The organism is Marinobacter santoriniensis NKSG1, from assembly GCF_000347775.1.
Lineage (GTDB): Bacteria > Pseudomonadota > Gammaproteobacteria > Pseudomonadales > Oleiphilaceae > Marinobacter > Marinobacter santoriniensis.
In genome coordinates this window covers 108,487-127,752 of the sequence record NZ_APAT01000026.1, presented here as the reverse complement: position 1 = coordinate 127,752, position 19,266 = coordinate 108,487, and the positions used below count along the sequence as shown (strand labels likewise).

Annotated in this window: 19 protein-coding genes; 9 read left to right on the top strand and 10 right to left on the bottom strand. The window is 58.5% G+C overall.

The window, feature by feature from the left end; genetic code table 11:
• Window positions 1–18: 18 nt before the first annotated feature.
• From rpoZ to MSNKSG1_RS17305, 4 genes are all read right to left on the bottom strand, one after another.
• On the bottom strand, window positions 19–231 hold the full coding sequence (gene rpoZ, locus MSNKSG1_RS17320; protein WP_008940602.1) for a DNA-directed RNA polymerase subunit omega: 213 nt from the start codon (window positions 229–231) through the stop codon (window positions 19–21).
• An 84-nt stretch (window positions 232–315) separates the two neighbouring features.
• Window positions 316–948, bottom strand: a complete 633-nt coding sequence (gmk, locus tag MSNKSG1_RS17315) for a guanylate kinase (protein WP_008940601.1) — start codon at window positions 946–948, stop codon at window positions 316–318.
• Window positions 949–1,072: 124 nt separating this feature from the next.
• A complete protein-coding gene (locus MSNKSG1_RS17310; RefSeq protein WP_008940600.1) occupies window positions 1,073–3,817 on the bottom strand; it encodes a cation-translocating P-type ATPase in 2,745 nt (914 codons plus the stop codon).
• A gap of 31 nt (window positions 3,818–3,848) precedes the next feature.
• Window positions 3,849–4,715: a YicC/YloC family endoribonuclease gene (locus tag MSNKSG1_RS17305; protein ID WP_008940599.1), complete on the bottom strand. Its 867-nt coding sequence runs from the start codon at window positions 4,713–4,715 to the stop codon at window positions 3,849–3,851.
• A 182-nt stretch (window positions 4,716–4,897) separates the two neighbouring features.
• On the opposite strand from MSNKSG1_RS17305, the gene rph reads away from it, so the two are divergent.
• A complete protein-coding gene (gene rph, locus MSNKSG1_RS17300; RefSeq protein ID WP_008940598.1) occupies window positions 4,898–5,614 on the top strand; it encodes a ribonuclease PH in 717 nt (238 codons plus the stop codon).
• A gap of 135 nt (window positions 5,615–5,749) precedes the next feature.
• On the opposite strand, the gene MSNKSG1_RS17295 is transcribed toward rph, so the two are convergent.
• A complete protein-coding gene (locus MSNKSG1_RS17295; RefSeq protein WP_008940597.1) occupies window positions 5,750–6,556 on the bottom strand; it encodes an exodeoxyribonuclease III in 807 nt (268 codons plus the stop codon).
• An 81-nt stretch (window positions 6,557–6,637) separates the two neighbouring features.
• Between MSNKSG1_RS17295 and pyrE the strand changes: the two genes are divergently transcribed.
• Together pyrE and MSNKSG1_RS17285 are read left to right on the top strand one after the other, a co-directional pair.
• Entirely contained in the window at window positions 6,638–7,276 is a 639-nt protein-coding gene (gene pyrE / locus MSNKSG1_RS17290) for an orotate phosphoribosyltransferase (protein WP_008940596.1), read from the top strand.
• A 3-nt stretch (window positions 7,277–7,279) separates the two neighbouring features.
• Window positions 7,280–7,927 (top strand): DUF4124 domain-containing protein, encoded by a 648-nt coding sequence (locus MSNKSG1_RS17285; RefSeq protein WP_008940595.1) that lies wholly within the window; start codon window positions 7,280–7,282, stop codon window positions 7,925–7,927.
• A gap of 98 nt (window positions 7,928–8,025) precedes the next feature.
• Here MSNKSG1_RS17285 and MSNKSG1_RS17280 read toward each other — a convergent pair whose 3' ends face one another.
• Window positions 8,026–8,445 (bottom strand): hypothetical protein, encoded by a 420-nt coding sequence (locus tag MSNKSG1_RS17280; protein WP_008940594.1) that lies wholly within the window; start codon window positions 8,443–8,445, stop codon window positions 8,026–8,028.
• Between the two features lie 344 nt (window positions 8,446–8,789).
• Here MSNKSG1_RS17280 and MSNKSG1_RS17275 point away from each other — a divergent pair, with 344 nt between their 5' ends.
• Window positions 8,790–9,113 (top strand): fibronectin type III domain-containing protein, encoded by a 324-nt coding sequence (locus MSNKSG1_RS17275; protein WP_152638812.1) that lies wholly within the window; start codon window positions 8,790–8,792, stop codon window positions 9,111–9,113.
• Window positions 9,114–9,132: 19 nt separating this feature from the next.
• Here MSNKSG1_RS17275 and MSNKSG1_RS17270 read toward each other — a convergent pair whose 3' ends face one another.
• Window positions 9,133–9,471, bottom strand: a complete 339-nt coding sequence (locus MSNKSG1_RS17270; RefSeq protein ID WP_008940592.1) for a DUF2782 domain-containing protein — start codon at window positions 9,469–9,471, stop codon at window positions 9,133–9,135.
• Between the two features lie 87 nt (window positions 9,472–9,558).
• On the opposite strand from MSNKSG1_RS17270, the gene polA reads away from it, so the two are divergent.
• A complete protein-coding gene (gene polA, locus MSNKSG1_RS17265) occupies window positions 9,559–12,279 on the top strand; it encodes a DNA polymerase I (protein ID WP_008940591.1) in 2,721 nt (906 codons plus the stop codon).
• Window positions 12,280–12,538: 259 nt separating this feature from the next.
• The gene (locus MSNKSG1_RS17260; RefSeq protein ID WP_040887069.1) at window positions 12,539–12,913 is read left to right on the top strand and encodes a hypothetical protein; all 375 of its coding nucleotides are present in this window, start codon (window positions 12,539–12,541) and stop codon (window positions 12,911–12,913) included.
• 4 nt (window positions 12,914–12,917) lie between these two features.
• On the opposite strand, the gene MSNKSG1_RS17255 is transcribed toward MSNKSG1_RS17260, so the two are convergent.
• The 3 genes from MSNKSG1_RS17255 to MSNKSG1_RS17245 all read right to left on the bottom strand — a co-directional run bounded on the left by MSNKSG1_RS17255 (window position 12,918) and on the right by MSNKSG1_RS17245 (window position 16,815).
• The gene (locus MSNKSG1_RS17255) at window positions 12,918–14,342 is read right to left on the bottom strand and encodes an OmpP1/FadL family transporter (RefSeq protein ID WP_008940589.1); all 1,425 of its coding nucleotides are present in this window, start codon (window positions 14,340–14,342) and stop codon (window positions 12,918–12,920) included.
• A gap of 120 nt (window positions 14,343–14,462) precedes the next feature.
• The gene (locus tag MSNKSG1_RS17250; protein WP_008940588.1) at window positions 14,463–15,584 is read right to left on the bottom strand and encodes a PilT/PilU family type 4a pilus ATPase; all 1,122 of its coding nucleotides are present in this window, start codon (window positions 15,582–15,584) and stop codon (window positions 14,463–14,465) included.
• A gap of 196 nt (window positions 15,585–15,780) precedes the next feature.
• Window positions 15,781–16,815, bottom strand: coding sequence for a type IV pilus twitching motility protein PilT (locus MSNKSG1_RS17245; protein ID WP_008940587.1), 1,035 nt, complete (start codon window positions 16,813–16,815; stop codon window positions 15,781–15,783).
• A gap of 51 nt (window positions 16,816–16,866) precedes the next feature.
• On the opposite strand from MSNKSG1_RS17245, the gene MSNKSG1_RS17240 reads away from it, so the two are divergent.
• From MSNKSG1_RS17240 to MSNKSG1_RS17230, 3 genes are all read left to right on the top strand, one after another.
• Window positions 16,867–17,580, top strand: coding sequence for a YggS family pyridoxal phosphate-dependent enzyme (locus tag MSNKSG1_RS17240; RefSeq protein ID WP_040887051.1), 714 nt, complete (start codon window positions 16,867–16,869; stop codon window positions 17,578–17,580).
• Between the two features lie 62 nt (window positions 17,581–17,642).
• A complete protein-coding gene (gene proC / locus MSNKSG1_RS17235) occupies window positions 17,643–18,476 on the top strand; it encodes a pyrroline-5-carboxylate reductase (RefSeq protein ID WP_040887050.1) in 834 nt (277 codons plus the stop codon).
• A 22-nt stretch (window positions 18,477–18,498) separates the two neighbouring features.
• Window positions 18,499–19,083: a YggT family protein gene (locus MSNKSG1_RS17230; RefSeq protein ID WP_008940584.1), complete on the top strand. Its 585-nt coding sequence runs from the start codon at window positions 18,499–18,501 to the stop codon at window positions 19,081–19,083.
• The last annotated feature ends 183 nt before the right edge of the window (window positions 19,084–19,266 follow it).

The following is a 19,266-nucleotide window of genomic DNA, read 5'->3' as shown; positions in this document are numbered from 1 at the left end:
AGATATCCCGCCGCAGGGTCAATCCTCGTCTTCTTCCTTGAGGAGATCCCGGGTTACCTTGCCTTCGGCAATTTCACGCAGTGCGATGACCGTCGGCTTATCATTCTCTTCCGCGACCATCGGCTCAAAGCCCTTGGTCGCAATCTGGCGGGCACGCTTGGTAGCCAGCATCACCAGCTGGAAGCGGTTATCAACGTTTTCCAGACAATCTTCAACGGTAACTCGTGCCATAACTTCCCCGACAAAAAATAACTGATTCAGAAGACCGCGTAGTGTACTGCGGCCGGCTCAATTTGTATACAGCAAAAGCCCTTATCAGAGCGCTCCGGACAGTCGCGCCAGCAAGCCTTCGTGACGAGCCTGCTGAACCGGCATCCGCAACCGGTGACAACGGACGATGGCCAGGAGGTCCGCCAGCGCAACCGCAAAGTCGTCATTGACCACCAGGTAATCGAACTCAAGGGCGTGGGAGCATTCTTCCGACGCCTCGGCAAGTCGGCGTTCCACCACTTCGGGGGCGTCCGTTCCGCGACCAGTCAGGCGCTCCCTGAGAATCTCTGCGGAAGGCGGAACAATAAAGATGCTCACACATTCCGGAATCAGGCGGCGGACCTGCTCGGCCCCCTGCCAGTCAATTTCGAGGATGACATCGCGACCCTTGGAGAGCGTCTCCCGGACCCAGATCTGAGAGGTTCCGTAGTAGTTGCCGAAGACATCGGCATGCTCCAGAAAATCCCCTCGGGCGATCATGCTCTCGAAGTCGTCACGGCTGACAAAATGGTAGTTCACCCCATCCTGCTCGCCTTCCCGAATGGGTCGGGTTGTGTGTGAAATCGACACGCCGAGCCTGGCGTCCTGCTTCAGCATCTCCGCCACAAGGCTGGTCTTGCCCGCACCCGACGGGGCGGAAATGACAAACAGGGTTCCCTGTTCACCGGCCTGTGTCATGATTGAAAACTCCCGAACGTCGATGTGTGGCTCGCCCACCTGGGGCTGGAAAGGCCGGTGATTATACGTGAAACCCGCAGAGTCGCGAACCCGGAAACGTGAATCCGGGGTCAGATGAAAATGTTCATCTGACCCCGTTCTCAACCGGCTCCCCACCGTCACTTTGCCGCCAAAGCCATTTTTCTACCAGGATAACGAGAAATCCCGCAAACGCCGCGCCCGCCGACATCAGCCATCCAGCAAGATCCAACGGTTGCGTATGGAACAGTTGGTTCAGGGGCTCCAGGTAGACAAACGCCAGTTGCAGCACCAGAGTCGCGGCCATACCGAGATACACCCACAGATTGGTGGTCAGCCCGATCCGCCAGAACGTCTGGGTAAGCGAACGGCAGTTGAGCAGATACAACATCTGGAACAGGATTATTGTAGTGACGGCCACGCTTTGCGCCCTGCCCCGGGCGAGTTCAGCTGCGACACCTTCCGACAGGTCAGATGCGTATTCGAGCAGAAACAGGCCTGCCGCCCCTCCGGTCATCAGGGCCGCCACCAGAAACGTGCGAAACACCAGAAACGGGCTCAGCAATGGCTCTTTCGGCGGCCGCGGCGCTCGCTTCATCAATCCCGGTTCCCGGGCCTCCAGGGCCAGGGGCAATGCCAGCGCGATGGCAACGACCAGATTCACCCACAGAATCTGTACCGGCTCGATCGGCATCAGAAGATGACCATCGGTGACCGGAAAGAACAGGACGGCAACCAGGATGACCATCGCCTGACCGAGACTGGTTGGCAGCACGAAAGCCAGGGATTTGGAAAGGTTATCGTAGACTCTCCGCCCTTCCTCCACAGCGGCGCTGATAGAGGCAAAATTATCGTCGGCGAGAACGATATCACTGGCTTCCCTGGCAACCGCCGTGCCGTTGATACCCATGGCGACCCCGATTTCTGCCCGCTTGAGCGCCGGCGCATCATTCACACCGTCGCCGGTCATGGCAACCACCTGGCCATCGGCCTGAAGCGCCTTGACCAATCTGAGCTTGTGCTCCGGGGCCACACGGGCAAACACATTGGTCGAGCGGGCCAGTTCCAGCAGCTCAGCATCGGTCGCCGCCTCGATCTGCGATCCGGTCACCACCTCTGAGGCTCCACCGCCGGCCTCCAGCAAACCAATGCTCTGACCGATGGCACGGGCAGTCTCTGCGTGATCGCCGGTAACCATCTTGACGATGACCCCGGCCTGCTGGCAGATCCTGACGGCATGAATGGCTTCATCCCGCGGCGGATCCGACATTCCCACCAAACCCAGAAAACAGAGCCCCTCCTGCCAACCAGACGCATCCAGATCGGCCATCCCCGGAGCAGGCTTCGCTGCGGCAACGGCGAGAACCCGCATCCCTCGTGCCGCCAATGCCTCGACGGCCTCGTGCACCCGTTCCACATTCATGGGTTGGCCTCCGCTGAAGACCGGGCACATCCGGGCAACGACCTCCGGTGCCCCCTTCACACAGATCATGGCACTGCTATCGGAGACGTCATGCAGTGTTGCCATGAACTGGGCCTCCGAATCGAACGGGATCTCGTCGGTGCGCGGGAACTGCGCCCGCAGGGCGTCTTCATCCATCGAGGCTTTACGCGCAGCGACGACCAGAGCACCCTCGGTGGGGTCCCCCACAATACGCCAACGTCCTCCCCTGCACTCCAGTTCCGAGTCATTGCACAGCAAACCGGCAAGCAGCAACTCATGAAGGTTCTCCGCCACTGGCGACACTGACTGGCCATCCACGCGCAACTCGCCCTCGGGCACGTAACCAACTCCGGTGACCTCGACGTTGCCTTCCGGGGTCCACAACGCCTCAACCGTCATCTCATTGCGGGTCAGGGTTCCGGTCTTGTCGGTACAGATAACGGTGGTGCTACCGAGCGTCTCGACGGCAGGAAGGTGCCGCACAATCGCGCGGCGATGAGCCATTCGCTGCGCACCAATGGCAGAGGCGATGGTGATCACCGCCGGCAGGCCTTCGGGGATGGACGCAACCGCCAGCGTGATGGCTGCCAGGGCACTGTCCAGCAGCGAATTCTCCCGCCACATACCGACGATGAAAATCAGCACCGCGATGGCGAGAACCGCGAGGGAAATGACCTTGACCAGGCTGGCAAGCCGGCGTGTCAGTGGCGTCTGCAGCTCGGAGGTTTCACTCAGTAGCCGGGAGATACGGCCAAGCTCACTGCTCGTGCCCGTAGCCACGACCACGCCATCCGCCGTGCCAGCAGTGACCAGCGTGCCGCCGAAAGCCATCGAACGACGATCACCAACGACGGCATCTTCCGCCACTGGCGTTTCCTGCTTGCTCGCTGGCAGCGACTCGCCGGTCAGCGCCGCCTCATCAACCTGCAGGCCGTTGACTTCGAACAGCCGGAGGTCAGCAGCCACCTGGTCCCCCGCCTGCAACATGAGTACATCACCCGGCACAACCGTATGGGCAGGCACCGACCTCGGTTCGCCGCCCCGCAGCACCGTGGCATTTCGCGGAACCATCCGGCTCAGCGCCTGAATCGCCCGGGTGGCGCGCATCTCCTGCACAAATCCGATGGTCGTGTTGAGAACGACAACGGCGAGCACCACGGAACTGTCCGCCATCTTGCCAATCAGGATGGCAAGCAACGCTGCGGCCAGCAGCACATAAACAATGGGGTCAGCAAGTTGATGCAGGAGAATCCTGTACCAGGACCGACGGCGATTGCGCTCAATGCGGTTGGGCCCGCTCTCCCGCAGCCGCCGTTTCGCTTCTTCCGACGTGAGACCCTGTGGCGAGGCGTCCAGGCGATCAAGGACGTCCGCAAGCGGGCGCGCATGCCACTGATAATCGTCCATCGGTCTGGGCATCCCTCCCTGGGGATTCTGGTTACTCGATGTTCTGGACCTGCTCCCGCATCTGCTCAATCAACACCTTGAGATCCACGGCCGCCCGGGTGACACCGGCATCAATACTCTTGCTGCTCAGGGTATTCGCCTCACGATTGAGTTCCTGCATCAGAAAGTCGAGCCGACGCCCAATCGGCTCTTCGGTCTGCAGGGTATCCCGGACTTCGCCGATGTGGGCATCGAGACGATCGAGCTCTTCGGCCACATCGCTTTTCTGCGCCAACATCACCATTTCCTGGGCTATCCGATCCGGGTCCAGCTCAACCCGGGCCTTCTCGAAACGCTCCCGGAGCTGTTTTTCCTGCGCTTCGATCAGCTGAGGCATTTTCTGCCTCACCTCACCAACCAGGCTGGCCATGGTGTCCAGCCGGTCGTCGAAAAGGGGACGCAGTCGCTCGCCTTCCCGCTGACGAACCTCCACCAGTTCCTTTACCGTCTCGGCAAAGAGATCCACGGCCTCTGAGCGTGCCGCACCATAGTCCTGCTCAGGCACCGACAACACGCCGGGCCACCGCAGAATGTCGAGCGCACTGATGTGGGCCGGGTTATCGAGCATCCGGTTGATATGGTTCGCCGCCTCGTTGACCGCTCTGGCCATTTCATCGCTGATCTCGAAGCTCTGCGTGGTATCTTCCGCGGCCTGCAAACGCATGGAGATGTCGACCTTGCCCCGCTTCACTCCCTTGCGAAGCGCCTCCCGGAACCGGTTCTCCAGCTCCCGGAAGGCTTCCGGCAACCGAAACGACGGCTCCAGATACCGGTGGTTTACTGTACGAATCTCGCAGGTCAGTGTACCCCAGTCCCCACGAACCTCTTTCCGGGCAAACGACGTCATACTCCGGATCATATCGACTCCCATCCTGTTGGCAGATCCAGCGAGTTTAACAGGGTCTGATCGTTCGCGGCGAACCCGACCAAAGGTGCACAGCCACGTGACCTGCCATTGCCAACCGGCGTGTTATACTCATGCGCCTTTACCGAATCCGACCGGAATTCTCCGGACATTTCCTTTCAGAAACAGGACTCACTATGCGACCAAGCGGCAGAACGCCCGAACAACCCAGAGACGTTCGACTGACCCGACACTACACCCGCCACGCCGAAGGCTCGGTACTGGTGGAATTCGGGGACACCAAAGTGATCTGCACCGCCTCCGTCGAAAACAAGGTTCCGCCGTTCCTTCGGGGCGAGGGCAAAGGCTGGATCACCGCGGAATACGGCATGCTGCCCCGCTCCACCGGCAGCCGCATGGGCCGTGAAGCCGCCCGCGGCAAACAGGGCGGACGCACCGTCGAAATCCAGCGCCTCATCGGCCGCTCCCTCCGCGCGGCGGTGGACCTCGAAGCACTCGGCGAGCACACCATCACCATTGACTGCGACGTCATCCAGGCCGACGGCGGCACCCGCACCGCCGCCATCACCGGCGGCTGCGTTGCACTGGTCGACGCACTGAACCACCTGGTGTCCGAGAAACGCCTCAAGAAATCCCCGCTGAAGCAGATGGTTGCCGCGCTGTCAGTCGGTGTTTACAAAGGAACCCCGGTGGTGGATCTCGACTACCCGGAAGACTCCGAAGCCGAAACCGACATGAACGTCATCATGACCGACCAGGGTGGCTTCATTGAAATCCAGGGAACCGCAGAAGGCGCGCCGTTCGACCAGGCAGAACTGGACAGCATGCTGACACTGGCAAAGCAGGGAATTGAGCAGCTATTTGAGATTCAGAAAGCTGCACTGGAAGGCTAACCGAAAAGTCTGGGGCGCCTGTGTGGCGGCTTTTCCCCAGACTGTTGAAGGCCAGGGATGGCCTGAAACAAGCGTACATGGATGTACTTGCAGCGTGTCTGGGGAAAAGCCGCTACACAGGCGCTTACCCCAAACTTAAAAGCCGATCTCGATGTCGTAATCCATAATCACCGGCGCATGATCGGAAAACCGGGTCGACGTATCGATCCAGCCATCCTCGATGGTCTTGCGAATGCCCGGCGTCAGCAACTGATAATCCACCCGGATACCGGCATTGCGCCGGGCACCCTCGGCCTGCTCCGGCCACCAGGTAAACTGATTGCTCTGCTTGTTGACCTCACGGAACGCATCGACACAGCCCATCTCGTCGAACAGACGGTCAAGCCACGCCCGTTCATGAGGCAGGAAGCCTGAAAAATCGAACTTGTGGTAAAGCGGACTCGCGTCCGTCACATGGTGAGCCGTCTGCAGGTTGGCACAGAAGATGAACTGACGGCGCTTGCGCAGGGTCTTCTGCATGTGCAGACCAAACGCGTCCATGAACTCATCCTTGTGATCAAGAACCGTCAGATCGTCCTCACCAATCAGCTCTTCTTCACGTCCAAGGGCGCAGGGAGCCAGAACACAGGCTACCGAGACCTTGTCAAAATCGGCCTGAATGAACCGACCTTCCCGGTCGGCCTGCTCATTGGCGAAACCGTACATGATGGCCTTGGGAAAATGGCGGGTGTAGATGCCAACGCCACCATGCTCGTTTTTCTCGCCATCAATGAAGTAGGCTTCGTAGCCCTCGGGAATGAGATTGTAATCCTCGATCTCATAGGCACGCATGCGGTGATCCTGAACGCACACCACGTCAGCATCCTGATTCGCCAGCCAGTCAAAAAAGCCCTGATCAACAGCCTGGGCCAGACCATTGACGCTGATTGATACTACCCGCATACGTGTTCCCTGATTCGGTTTGTGTGTATGATACCGGTTTTACGTGTTAATAAAAGATCCGGACCCGCCAGAAGCCTTGTCATGCACGACTATCAGCGAGATTTCATCGAATTTGCCATCCGCCGGAATGTATTACGTTTTGGCGAATTCACACTCAAATCCGGCCGTACCAGCCCGTACTTTTTCAACGCAGGCCTGTTCAACACCGGCGAAGACCTGCTGGAACTAAGCAAAGCCTATGCCGCTGCTATCGGCCGCAGCCGGCTGGATTATGACATCATTTTCGGCCCTGCCTATAAGGGCATTCCCTTGGCCACCGTGACCGCCATGGCGCTTGCTACAGAAGGTAACAGCAAACCCTTTGCGTTTAACCGCAAAGAGAAGAAAGATCATGGTGAAGGCGGAAACATTGTCGGCGCGCCCCTGGAAGGTCGTGTTCTGATCGTGGACGACGTTATCACGGCGGGCACGGCCATCCGGGAATCCATTGAGATCATCCGGTCGTCCGGAGCAGAGCCGGCGGGCGTTCTGATCGCCCTGGATCGCCAGGAAAAAGGCAATGGCGAACTGTCGGCCATCCAGGAGGTCGAAAAGGAATTCAGCATTCCGGTGGTCAGTATCATTCGCCTGGAACAAATTCTCGACTACCTCAAGGCAAACCCCGAGTTCGCCGGGCATGCCGAGCAGGTAGCCCAATACAGAGACCGTTACGGAGTCTGACCGATGAGCCATCGTCTGTCTGTTTATTCCTCGGCTGCCCTGCTGGCTGTCTGCCTGGGCACGACACTAACTGCCCATGCGCAGATGTATCGCTATACCGACGACAATGGACAGGTGGTGATCGGCAACACGATCCCCCAGGAAGCAACAAAGCGGGGCTACGACATCCTCGGCAGCAATGGTCGCGTGGTCGAAACCGTACCTCCGGCCCCGACCAAGGAAGAAATTGCCGCACGTGAAGCCGAAAAGCAGCGCGAGCAACAACGCGAAGAGCAGCGCAAGGAGGATGAGCAGCTTCTCAAGCGCTACAGCCATCCCGACCAGGCGGTCAATGCCATGTACCGCAAGGTACGGGAAATGCAGGGCCTGATTCAGCTCAAGCGCGGTAACATCGCAGTGGTCTCCTCCCAACTCGATAATGAACAGAGCCGGGCTGCCGACATGGAGCGAAGCGGCCGGGACATTCCAGAGGCTACGCTGCAGAAAATCGAGCGGCTCGAGTCGCAGATTCAGGATATGGAGCGAGAAATCGCCAGCCAGCAGAAGGATATCCTCGAACTCAAAGAATCGTACCTCAAGGATATCAAGCGCCTGGAAGAGATCACCGACGAGAAGCGCACCCTGCCACTGGATCCTCCCAAGGAAAACTGACCGGACGTCACTGACCGAAGCGCACAAAAAAGGGGCGTTGCCGATCGGCAACGCCCCTTTTTCATTACGGACCTGCCTGAGCCGGTCCGTCAACGCCATCACGCAGAAGCAGTGCTCTTGCTTGCAGAACCGGTGCTCTTACGAGCGGTGGTTTTGCGGGCTGCCGGCTTCTTGGCAACGGTTTTCTTGGCTTCCTGAGCGGACTGAGCCACTTCTTCCGCCGTGTCGGAAACGGCATCGGCGCCTTCCGCGGCTTCCTTCTCGAGCTTGGCAACCAGATCGGCTGCGAAGCTGCCGAAGCGGCTGTTCAGGCTGCGAAGCTGCTCGAAGAGGCTCTCGCTGTAGCCATCGTAACGCTTGCGCAGGGTCTTGACGCTGTACTCGCGCGCCTCAGACTCCAGCTTCTCGGCGTACTCGAACGGCTTGGAAGCCAGTTTCTTCTGCTGTTCTTCGGCTGCGTTGATGCCCTTCTCAACGATGTCCTGAAGTTGTTCCTGATAGGATTTCAGTTTACCCATGATAATTCTCCCTGCTTTGTCGAACATTCAACAGCCCTGAGGCAGTTGCCTTTACGGGCCTCTTTAAGCTTTCAGCCTCCAAACTACGGGTAAAAATTAGAATGTTCATACTAAAACAGAAATCCAGTGCACCCGGGACATGACCCATTGGTCACTTGATCCAGAGAGGAAGTCGGGCATAATGCAAACGATTTCGGAAGCTCGTCTACCCGCATTATTCCGGCTCCACCCATAACGAAAACAGTTGTGGCCCTGTAAGGGCCTGCATGCGAGCATTATCGAGCACTATGAAGCAGCAATCCCGAACGTTCTGGCGGGCAGGGCACCCGTTCAGTCGAGGTATTATGCCCGCACTCTGTATTCTGGCCCTGATGCTTGCGGGCTGTAACGGAGGCTCTGCCAGCGACCAGCCAACACTGTCCTGGAGTGCGCCAATGACCCGCGCCGATGGCAGCGCATTGCGGGTCGGCCAGATCGAATCATTCAAAATCTATTACCGGTTACGGCACGAGCAGACCTTCCGGCTGCTGGGGCGACAGGACTCGACCGTCACCCGTTACCGGCTGCCATCCCTGCCGCCTGGAGCGTACGAGTTTGCCATCAGCACGGTGGATACGGAGGGTTTGGAAAGCAGGCGTTCCGAGCCAGTATCCGTTGACCTGATCTGACCCGGACGGAGAGATAAAACTACCAGCGGAAAAGCACCCAGCTGGGCACCAGCAGGTCGGACTTGGTTTCCCGGATCCAGCCTCCGCCATCCGCCGGCACCAGGTAATATTCCTTGCCAACATCCGGAATCACCTTGATCTCCATCAGCTGACCGTTTACCCGATACTCGTAGAAGACTTTCTTGTCACCCGGACGGATGACAATCTCCGGCCCGCCATCTGCGGGCTGATAGTCGGAGACGACCACCGGCTCTTTTGGCGTTTCCACCGGCGTCTGGTCCAGGGCACCTTTATCCTGGGCCAGGGCCGCCAACGGCATGCAGGCCAGCAGCAGGGCCGGACAGGCGATACGTTTCATTTTCGTGCTACCCTTTTGTCCACTGAATTCGTTACAGAGTTGCACAAGCCAACCCACGCTTCAATCAGAATCCGGATCCGTATTTGTATGAATGATCAAAAGACCCCACCGGTGGTACTGGTAGACGGTTCATCCTATCTGTTTCGTGCCTATCACGCGCTACCGCCCCTCACCAACAGCAAGGACCATCCAACCGGGGCCATCAAGGGTGTGATCAGCATGATCCGTCGCCTGGAGCAGGATTTTCCCGGGTCAAAAATGGTGGTGGTGTTCGATGCCAAGGGCAAAACCTTTCGCCACCAGATGTACGAAGACTACAAAGCGAACCGCCCCCCCATGCCAGAGGATCTGGCCATCCAGATCGAGCCCATCCATGACATCGTGAAGGCCATGGGGCTGCCACTACTGATCGTACCGGAGGTCGAGGCGGACGACGTGATCGGCACCCTGGCCAATGAGGCCACCAGCAAGGGCATCGATGTCGTCGTCTCCACGGGAGACAAGGATATGGCGCAACTGGTCAGTGATCATGTCACGCTGATCAATACCATGACCGAGACCCGGATGGACCGCGAGGGAGTGGTCGAGAAATTCGGTGTTACGCCGGAACAGATCATCGACTACCTGGCCCTTGTAGGCGACAAGGTGGACAACATCCCCGGCGTCAACAAGTGCGGCCCCAAAACCGCGGTCAAATGGCTGGAATCCTACGGCGATCTGGACAACCTCATGGCCCACGCCGAGGACATCAAGGGCAAGATTGGCGAGAACCTGCGCGACGCACTGGAAACCCTGCCCCTGAGCCGAGACCTGGCGACCATCAAGACCGATGTCGAGCTGGAATTTGGCCTGGAAGATCTTCAGCTCCGGCAACAGGACGACGAGCAGTTACTGACGCTGTTCCAGGAATACGAATTCCGCAACTGGATCTCCGAGCTGGAGACCGCCGGCGCCGAAACGAATACGAAAGACAGCAGTGCTGCGCAGGCGCCGACCGAAAAACGCTACAGCGTGATCACCGGGCAGGAAGAACTGGACGACTGGCTGAAGCGATTGAAGGCATCCGATCTGTTCGCCTTCGACACAGAGACCACCAGCCTCCGTTACATCGATGCCGAGATTGTCGGGGTGTCCTTTGCTGTCGAGGCGGGCGAGGCCGCCTACGTCCCCCTGGCTCACGACTACATGGGCGCGCCGGATCAACTGGACCGGGAACAGGTACTCTCCCAGCTCAAGCCGCTGCTGGAAGATCCCGATCAGAAAAAGGTGGGCCAGAACCTCAAGTACGACAAGAACGTGCTGGCCAACCACGGCATCAACCTGGAGGGCATTGCCGAGGACACCATGCTGGAGTCCTACGTGTACAATTCGGTCGCCACCCGCCACGACATGGACAGCCTGGCCCGGGAATACCTCGACGAACAGACGATCACTTTCGAATCCATTGCCGGCAAGGGTGCCAAGCAGCTCACCTTCAACCAGATTGACCTGGACAAGGCCGGTCCCTACGCGGCGGAAGATGCAGACATCACCCTGCGCCTGCACCAGACGCTCAGCCCGAAACTCCGTAACACCGGACGACTCGACGCAGTCTACCGGGAGATCGATCTCCCACTGGTACCGGTGCTCTCGCGTATGGAACAGCGGGGTACGCTGATCAGCGCCAGCGTGCTCAGAAAACAGAGCCAGGAGCTGGCCGAGCGCATGGCCGAGTTGGAAAAGGCAGCTCACGAGGTAGCCGGAGAAAGCTTCAACCTCGGATCCACCAAACAGCTTCAGGCCATCCTCTACGACAAAATCGGACTGAAGGTGATCAAGAAGACCCCGAAAGGCGCCCCGTCGACAGCGGAGCCGGTTCTGCAGGAATTGGCACACGAGCACGAACTGCCCCGATTGATCGTCGAACACCGCAGCCTGAGCAAGCTGAAATCCACCTATACCGATACCTTGCCGGAATTGATTCATCACCGGACCGGACGGGTTCACACCTCTTATCACCAGGCCGTGACCGCCACCGGACGGCTGTCGTCGTCGGAACCGAACCTGCAGAACATTCCGATACGGACAGAAGAAGGCCGCCGCATCCGGCAGGCCTTCATCGCACCGGAAGGCTACAAACTGGTGGCGGCCGACTATTCCCAGATCGAGCTCCGGATCATGGCTCACCTGTCCGGAGATAAGGGCCTGATCACTGCCTTCGAACACGGTGAGGATATTCACAAGGCGACGGCGGCCGAGGTGTTCGGCGTTTCCCTGTCCAACGTCAGCACAGACCAGCGCAGAAGCGCAAAAGCCATCAACTTCGGTCTGATCTATGGCATGTCCGCGTTCGGACTGTCCCGCCAACTGGGCGTCGAACGCAAACTGGCCCAGGAATACATCGATCGCTACTTCGAACGGTATCCGGGTGTTCTCAAGTACATGGACAACATCCGCAAGCAGGCCCACGAGGACGGATTCGTTGAAACGCTGTTCGGTCGGCGCCTGTACCTGCCCGAGATCAACGCCCGCAACAAACAGATGCAACAGGCCGCCGAGCGCACGGCCATCAACGCGCCCATGCAGGGGACGGCGGCCGACATCATCAAACGGGCCATGATCGAGGTTGACACCTGGCTGCGCGAGGCACATCCAGACGACGCCCGCATGACCATGCAGGTACACGACGAACTCATTGTCGAAGTCAGGGAGTCAGCCCTCGAGGAGGTGCGCGACGGGCTGGTGAAGCGAATGTCGGAAACCACGAGACTCGATATTCCCCTGGTCGTGGACGCTGGCGTCGGCGATAACTGGGACGAGGCCCATTGACTGATCCAAGCGCCGGCCCGGTTGCCTGAATGGTCTGACCGGGCCCGCGCACATCTCAAAACGGTGCACGCATCCCGCTCCGCGCACCAAAAGCCGGCAATCTTTCACACCCCTGGTGACACACCTCTCCATCAGAGCGCGATCCTGCGTTCCCCCGGACACGGCATGAAATTCGCTTAATCTTTCACGTCGGTCGCCATCCCACCATCGATTCCACGGATGGCGCCATGTTGTGACACACCCTATCGAGGCCGTCATCATGACTACCCTGGCATCGGAACGAAGCTGGCTATTGGATCCGAATCTTCTGAAACTGGTGCACCAGTGCCGCCGACTGATTCAGTCCGAATTCGGCGTAAAACTGCACCTGACCGAACAACATCTGGAAGAGAGACTGGCGGATTATGCGGGAAAGACCCGTTCGCCCCACTTGATCAGAACCTGGGAGGCACTGAAGGCACAGGTTCCGCAGCTGTCGGTGTCGGCCGAATCGGGAGAGGCCCAACCGAAACGACTGTATCGTGGGCAGGTGATTGAAGAGGAACCGGGGAACCCGACCGGCAATGCCGAACCGGATTCCCCGCCCCTGCCGCGAAAAACCAAAGTGATTTACCGCGGTCAGGTCATCGAGTGAGAGATCAGAAGGCCTTGCTGACCTGGATACCGGCACTCCAGGCGCTCAGGTCGTATTCTCCGGAATAGGCAGAATTCGGATCTACAGGGTTAGGCTGGGTACCAGCGCTGGTCAGCACGTAAGACTGGTCAGAGACTTTCGGATCCTCTGTGAACAGAAGTGTTCCAACGGCAGCATCAACAGTCCAACCTGAATGCTCGTCCGCCCATTGCGCGCCCAGTGACAACCAATGGCGATCCGACGAAGGAATTCGAGCGGTCACGTACTTATCTACAGGCGACTCGTCCCAAGCGTAACCTGCCTTAAGAGCCCACTGGCGGGATACCTGCCAAACGCCACCGACATTCAACTGCCAGGTATCTTTCCACTCCTCCGGGATATGAGTAAGGAGCCCGGGCGATCCGCCAGGACTTTTGCCTGTCAAGGGCTTGCTGGAATCGGTCCCATACACATCGAGAGATTCAAAACGACTCCATTTTGCGTATGTAGCGCCAGCCAGCAGAGTTACGGTATCTGATAGCTTGTGCTTCAGACCGACGGTAACACTCTCGGGAATGGCCAGAGGCACCTTAACCGGTTCAGTGGAGTCAAAGGGAACAGAAGCTCCTCCGCCAACTTGGGGAGTTTGGGGAGGAGTAATGGTGGCAATATCGGTGAACTCCGCATCGCCAGTAAGGTTTAGAGTAGTTCCTGTTTGCGCAGTCAGACCGACCTGGGTTCGATCATTGAACTCATACAAAAACCCGACGCGGAAAGTAGCGCCGATATCATCCCCTTGAATGTCCGCGTAACCTTGTTCGGGTGCAAGAACCGGTCCGGTAGCTTGGGCATTCGTGCCAGAGTTATCCTGAAACTTCGTCAATGTGCCCTTTGCATAAATAATATTGATGCCGGCCCCCATCGAGAGCCCCTGTCCATTGCTTACAGAAATTGACGGAGTAAATGAAATGGCCGTTAACTCAGTTTTGTCCGCGAAAAAACGCCCGACAAAATCATCTTTATAGTTTGCCGCAAGACCATAAGGCGCATGGATACCGAAACCAACATCGATCGAATCGTTGATTTCATGAGAGAGGTAGAAATTCGGCAGAACAGCAGGGTCGGCAATATCACCCCCGGTAGATCCGGTAACCTCCTTATCCACCTGATTGATTCCGATAGCACCGTCTTTCGCCTCGGCATCAATATCCAGCACCGCCGCACCGAAGGAAATATTGGTGCCGGACAACTGGCTCATGCCGGCCGGGTTGAACAGAACGGTCGTGGCATTTTCCGGGTTGGCAGCCACACCGGCGTTGGCCACGCCCATGGCGCTGGCGCTCTGTTCGTTGAGGGAAAAACCGCCGGCGAATGCGGTAACCGGAGCCGCCACGGCGGCGAGAGTCGCCAGGCGAATCGCCTTTACGAGAGCATTGGTGTTCTTGTGCATGGTCACTCCTTATTGAATCCGGCGCGGAGTATACGCAGCACGGGCCAATGGCCTCAAATGCAAAGCCTATTGATTCGGGGCGACAACTATCTACAACTTTCGTCGAACGCCCCGAAAAACTCAGTCATCCTGGATCGACAGCTTGTCCACTGACGATGACAGTTTATCGGCGCCGTGCGCATCCGCACCCAGCTTGATCATAAGACGCAGGTCGTTCGCGGAGTCCGCGTGCGCAAGTGCGTCCTCGTAGGTAATGGAACCCTCCGAATACAACCGGTACAACGCCTGGTCGAACGTCTGCATGCCGGATTCGGTGGATTTGGCCATCAATTCCTTCAGTTTATGAACTTCCCCTTTCCGGATAATGTCCGCTGCCAGAGGTGAGTTGATGAGCACTTCAATAACCGCCTTCCGTCCCTTGCCATCCGGAGTCGGCACCAGCTGTTGGGCCACGATGGCCTTGAGGTTCAGGGAGAGATCCATCCAGATCTGATTGTGTTGCTCCGGCGGGAAGAACTGGATGATCCGGTCCAGCGCCTGGTTGGCGTTGTTGGCGTGCAGCGTCGCCAGACAGAGGTGCCCGGTCTCGGCAAACTGCACGGAATACTCCATGGTCTGGCGAGTCCGCACCTCACCGATCAGGATCACATCCGGCGCCTGACGCAGGGTATTCTTCAGGGCCACTTCGAAACTCTCCGTGTCGATCCCAACCTCGCGCTGGGTCACGATGCATCCCTGGTGCTGGTGGACGAATTCGATCGGATCCTCGATGGAAATGATATGACCCCGGCTGTTCCGGTTCCGGTGGCCGAGCATGGCGGCCAGCGAGGTGGACTTACCGGTACCGGTGGCACCGACGAAGATGATCAGGCCCCGTTTTGTCATGGCCAGATCTTTGACGATACCCGGCAGTGCCAGATCATCAATCTGGGGAATCTTCACTTCGATCCGACGCAGAACCATGCCGCACAGGTTGCGCTGGAAGAAAGCACTCACCCGGAAGCGGCCGATACCACGTGCGCTGATGGCGAAGTTACACTCGTGGGTTTCTTCGAACTCGGCGCGCTGCTTGTCGTTCATCGCTCCGTAGACGAACTCACGGGTCTGCTCCGGCGTCAGTGCATTCTTGGTGACCGGCAGCACTTTCCCGTTCACCTTCATGCTCGGCGGCACACCAGCCGTAATAAACAGGTCCGAACCGCCCTTCTCCACCATTAACCGCAACAGTTTTTCGAATTCCATTTTTTGTTACCTGCTTTGCTTCTTGCTAATGCGGACTCCCCGTCGCTGCCTGAAGGATCGGGGTATTCCGCCTTTCCGGGACTGTCTGCAGCATGGATGCTGCAGTCAAGCGTACAGGGATGTATTTACAGCGTGTCCCGGAAAGGCGGAACACCCCGATCCCTGCACCCTGGCAGACGCCAACCAAGGTGCCTGCTTAAAAATTATCCGGCATCTTGGCCTTCGCCCGTGCCGCATCACGGGACACCAATCCCTTCTGCAACAGCCGCTCCAGACACTGATCCAGCGTCTGCATGCCAATGGAGCCACCGGTCTGGATCGCCGAATACATCTGGGCGATCTTGTCTTCCCGGATCAGGTTCCGGATCGCCGGCGTGCCGATCATGATTTCGTGGGCCGCAATCCGGCCACCGCCCATTTTCTTCATCAGAGTCTGCGAGATAACCGCCTGCAGCGATTCCGACAACATGGAGCGGACCATCGACTTCTCTTCCGCCGGGAACACGTCAACCACCCGGTCAATGGTTTTGGCCGCCGAGGTGGTGTGCAGGGTGCCAAACACCAGGTGGCCGGTTTCGGCCGCTGTCAGCGCCAGACGGATGGTCTCCAGGTCCCGAAGCTCGCCCACCAGAATGATGTCCGGGTCTTCCCGCAGGGCAGAACGCAGCGCTTCGTTGAAGCCGAGCGTATCGCGATGCACTTCCCGCTGGTTCACCAGGCACTTCTTGGAGTCGTGAACGAATTCGATGGGGTCTTCGATGGTCAGGATGTGCTCGTAGCGAGTGTCGTTGATGTAGTCCATCATCGCCGCCAGGGTGGTGGACTTACCGGAGCCGGTCGGCCCCGTTACCAGCACCAGACCACGGGGAACCGATGAAATGTCCTTGAAAACCTGGCCCATGCCCAGATCTTCCATGGTAAGGACCTTCGAAGGGATGGTCCGGAATACCGCACCGGCCCCGCGATTCTGGTTGAACGCGTTGACACGGAAGCGGGCCACGCCAGGGACTTCGAAGGAGAAGTCGGTTTCGAGGAATTCCTCGTAATCCTTGCGCTGCTTGTCGTTCATGATGTCGTAGATCAAGCCGTGCACTTCTTTGTGCTCCATCGGCGGCAGGTTGATCCGGCGCACATCGCCATCGACACGAATCATGGGGGGTAAACCGGCGGAAAGGTGCAAATCGGACGCACCCTGTTTGGCCGAAAAGGCAAGCAGTTCAGTAATATCCATAGGTTCCTCGGAGGGCTTTTTCTTTTATTCCAGAAGCGGCAAACTCACACTATGAGCAGCATAGCAGACAACATCGGGAGCGTAACCCGACGCATACAAAAAGCAACATTGCAGGCCGGGCGAGCGCCCGAGAGCGTGCGGTTGCTCGCTGTCAGCAAGACCCGCTCCCCGGATGAACTGCGGGAAGCCCATCAGTCGGGCCAGACCGCCTTTGGCGAGAACTACCTGCAGGAAGCGCTGGAAAAAATGGAGGCCCTGGCGGATATTGCCGACCTTGAGTGGCACTTCATCGGTCCCATCCAGTCCAACAAGACCCGCCAGATCGCCGCTTCCTTCTCCTGGGTACACAGCGTGGACCGCCTGAAAATTGCCCGCCGGCTCAGCGAGCACCGACCGGAAAACCTTCCTCCGCTGAATATCTGCCTGCAGGTGAATATCGACGGCGAGGACACCAAATCGGGGTGCACCCTCGAGTCACTTCCCGGACTGGTGGAAGCGATCAGTGAGCTGCCGCGCCTGTCGCTTCGGGGCCTGATGGCGATCCCGGCGCCGGACCAGCCGGAGTCGACACTCCGGGCCCGTTTCCGGTCAATGGCGAATGCCCTGAAAAGCCTGAAACAGGATTTCCCTGCGGCCGGCCCACTGGACACGTTGTCCATGGGCATGTCTGGCGATCTGGAGCTGGCGATCGCCGAAGGAGCCACCTGGGTGCGAGTGGGAACCGCATTGTTTGGTCCGCGACCACCGAAAGGGGATCAGAGCTGAACGGGCAAGTTCCTGCTATCATCGCGGACATTCTGCTAATCGATCAACCGTTGGAGTGAACCTTGAGCACATCACCCACCATCTCATTTATTGGAGCCGGCAATATGGCCAGCGCCATCATTGGCGGCATGCTGGACAACGGCTACAAGGCCGGTGATATCTGGGTCAGTGCCCCGGACGACGGCCACCTGCAAGCCATCCGCAAGCGTTTTGGCGTCAGTGTGACCACGGACAACCGTTACTGTGCACAGCAGGCGAACATGGTTGTCCTTGCGGTGAAACCGCAGGTGATGGCGGATGTCTGTCGGGACATCGCCCCGGTGGTCCAGAACACCCGACCGCTGATGGTCTCCATCGCCGCCGGTCTGACAGCCGACACGCTGGATGAATGGCTCGGCGGCGGCCTGCCACTCGTTCGGGTCATGCCCAATACGCCCTCTCTGGTTGGCAAAGGCGCAGCGGGACTGTTCGCGAACAAGCATGTGAAGGACGACCAGAAGACCATGGTCCAGTCGGTGTTCGAGAGCATTGGCTCCGCTCTGTGGGTTGACGACGAGAACCTGCTTCACGGCGTCACAGCGCTTTCGGGAAGCGGTCCCGCCTACTTCTTCCTGATGCTGGAGGCATTGGAGGCCGCCGCCACAGACGCCGGCATCGAACCGGCCACTGCCCGGGAGCTGGCCATCCAGACCATGGCCGGCGCCGCGGAGATGGCAGCCCGCAGCGAACACGACCCGGCCCAGCTCAAGCGCAACGTGATGTCGCCCGGCGGCACCACCGAGCAGGCGGTGAACACCTTCGAGGAAGGCGGACTTCGGGATCTGGTGAAAAAGGCTTACCAGGCTGCCTTCAAACGCTCGGAAGAGATGGCCAGCGAGCTGGCCGGCAAACAGTAACCGATAACGGAGAGACAGCTTCATGCTGGCAGACATTCTGATCACGATACTGCTGATTGCGTCGACTTTTTACATGACCATCGTGCTGCTGCGCTTTCTCCTGCAGCTCGCACGTGCCGATTTCTACAATCCGATATCCCAGTTCGTGGTCAAGGCCACCAACCCTCCCCTCCGGCCACTGAGGAAAGTCATCCCCGGATGGGGCGGCATTGACGGCGCCTCTCTCATACTGGCGGTGCTCATCCAGGCGATCACCTTCTTTTTCATTCTGGTGCTGCTCAACGGCGGCATTCCGGGCTTCAATCCGGTGACGCTGCTGGTGTGGGCCGTTCTCAACGTGCTGGACCTGATTGTCAAAATCTATTTCTGGTCAGTCATTGCTGTGGTTGTGGTCAGCTGGATTGCGCCTCACAGCGGGCATCCCGCCATTCAGCTGGTGGCTCAGATCACCGAACCGGTGATGCGCCCGGTCCGGAACATCATGCCGGCCATGGGGGGCCTCGACCTCTCCCCGATCATCGTTTTCCTGATTCTCAATGTGATTTCCGTCGTCATCGATCACATGAAACTGGCCGCAGGACTGGGTTCCATCGGCCTCGGAATGTAGACCAAGCCTCCAAACTACATTTCGTTACACTTGGCGACGAAAACAATCATTCCATACCGCAGAATCAAGCCACTGATTTTGCGGTATTTTTTTGCCAATCCAGAATAACAAAGAGACAGAGTGTGACCCATCCGAGTACACGACGCGGAAAGAGCGGATATCATTAACGATAACCACTAACAA